At 56.0% G+C, this 1,150-nt stretch carries 3 protein-coding genes; 1 reads left to right on the plus strand and 2 read right to left on the minus strand.

Features of this window, described 5'->3' with window-relative positions; translation table 11 throughout:
- Together AC1RPG_RS07745 and AC1RPG_RS07750 are read right to left on the minus strand one after the other, a co-directional pair.
- A partial coding sequence (locus tag AC1RPG_RS07745; protein ID WP_481762434.1) for a hypothetical protein occupies positions 1-182 on the minus strand: 182 nt, incomplete at its 3' end.
- 60 nt (positions 183-242) lie between these two features.
- Positions 243-527 carry a hypothetical protein gene (locus AC1RPG_RS07750; protein WP_251254817.1) on the minus strand — a complete coding sequence of 95 codons (285 nt, stop codon included), beginning with the start codon at positions 525-527 and terminating at the stop codon, positions 243-245.
- 354 nt (positions 528-881) lie between these two features.
- Here AC1RPG_RS07750 and AC1RPG_RS07755 point away from each other — a divergent pair.
- The coding region (locus AC1RPG_RS07755) for a hypothetical protein (RefSeq protein WP_481762341.1) at positions 882-1,150 on the plus strand (269 nt) is incomplete at its 3' end.

Raw genomic sequence — 1,150 nt, forward strand, 5'->3', positions numbered from 1 at the left:
AGGAAGCGCTCCACGTTCGTTGACCGGTTCCTGACAGGGGGCACGAAATTTAGGCGCACACAGAAATTGAGGGCCATGGCCCCGGACACGCCGATGCAAAACGGACCCGATCGAAAAATCTTGGGGGCGCGCAGCGTACGCAACCCATCATTGTTAAGCGTGGCCACCGAATCAGAACCCATCCACACACCACCCGCATCGCGCACCGCACAAATAGTTGTCACAAATCCTCCACACTTAGCTCAAGCCGACCACGGCTCCGGAAACTTCATCCACGCAATCACGTGATAATCGTCGTAGTCACGCGGGTCACAAATACCGTCAGTCGGACACACCTCGACCCAGCCAGAGTCGCCCACTTCATAACGGTAGGCCCACGCCTTATGCGGTACCCAGCACATATCACCGTATTGGACGGTCACAAGCACCGGAATAGACCACCGATAATCACACGATTCCGGATTCTCGGACTGACGCGGCGGCAGCTCCATATTCCACCCAGCAGCATAGCTGCGATTTTTACCCATCTCACACACCTCCCTCATCACCCATCCCACACCACGTAATTTAAGATTGTCCAATCACAAAAGCGCCGTTCCGCGTCCCTCACTTCGTTCGGTCCTCGGTCCACTGGCGCATCCTACACAACAATTCACACCATGTCAACAAATCTCGTACTCGTTCTCGATCCGCAAGCCCCCGGCTCCTATCCACTGGCCTCACTCACGCTAACGTACAGACCGCTGATCGCAGTCGTCCACACGCCCCCAACCCCGATTTCCTTGTCCTCACTTATCCAGCAAGTCCCGCATCTTCGAGTCCTCCACGGACTAGGTATCAAGCCCGTCCTGCACTCAATTCCCCTAGGACCCTCGTCCCACATGTGGGCCCTCAACTACAACGCGGAGATCGCGGAGCGCGGATACAACCATGTGCGCGTGCGCGGGTCCGACGAAGAAGACGCGGACGGGGACTTCGAAATAGTAGATGCAGACGCCGATGATGGGCTCGATGCCGACGCAGACGCCGATGAAGAACTTGAATGGGGCCCGGATTCTACGGAATTGGTGAGGAATCCTGATCAGGCGCGTGCTGATCACGAAAAAACACTTAGAAATGCTAAAAAATCGCGTTTTGAGGGGTCTGGTGT

The sequence above is a fragment of the Dellaglioa sp. CoH-57-MRSF-18 genome (assembly GCF_056781995.1).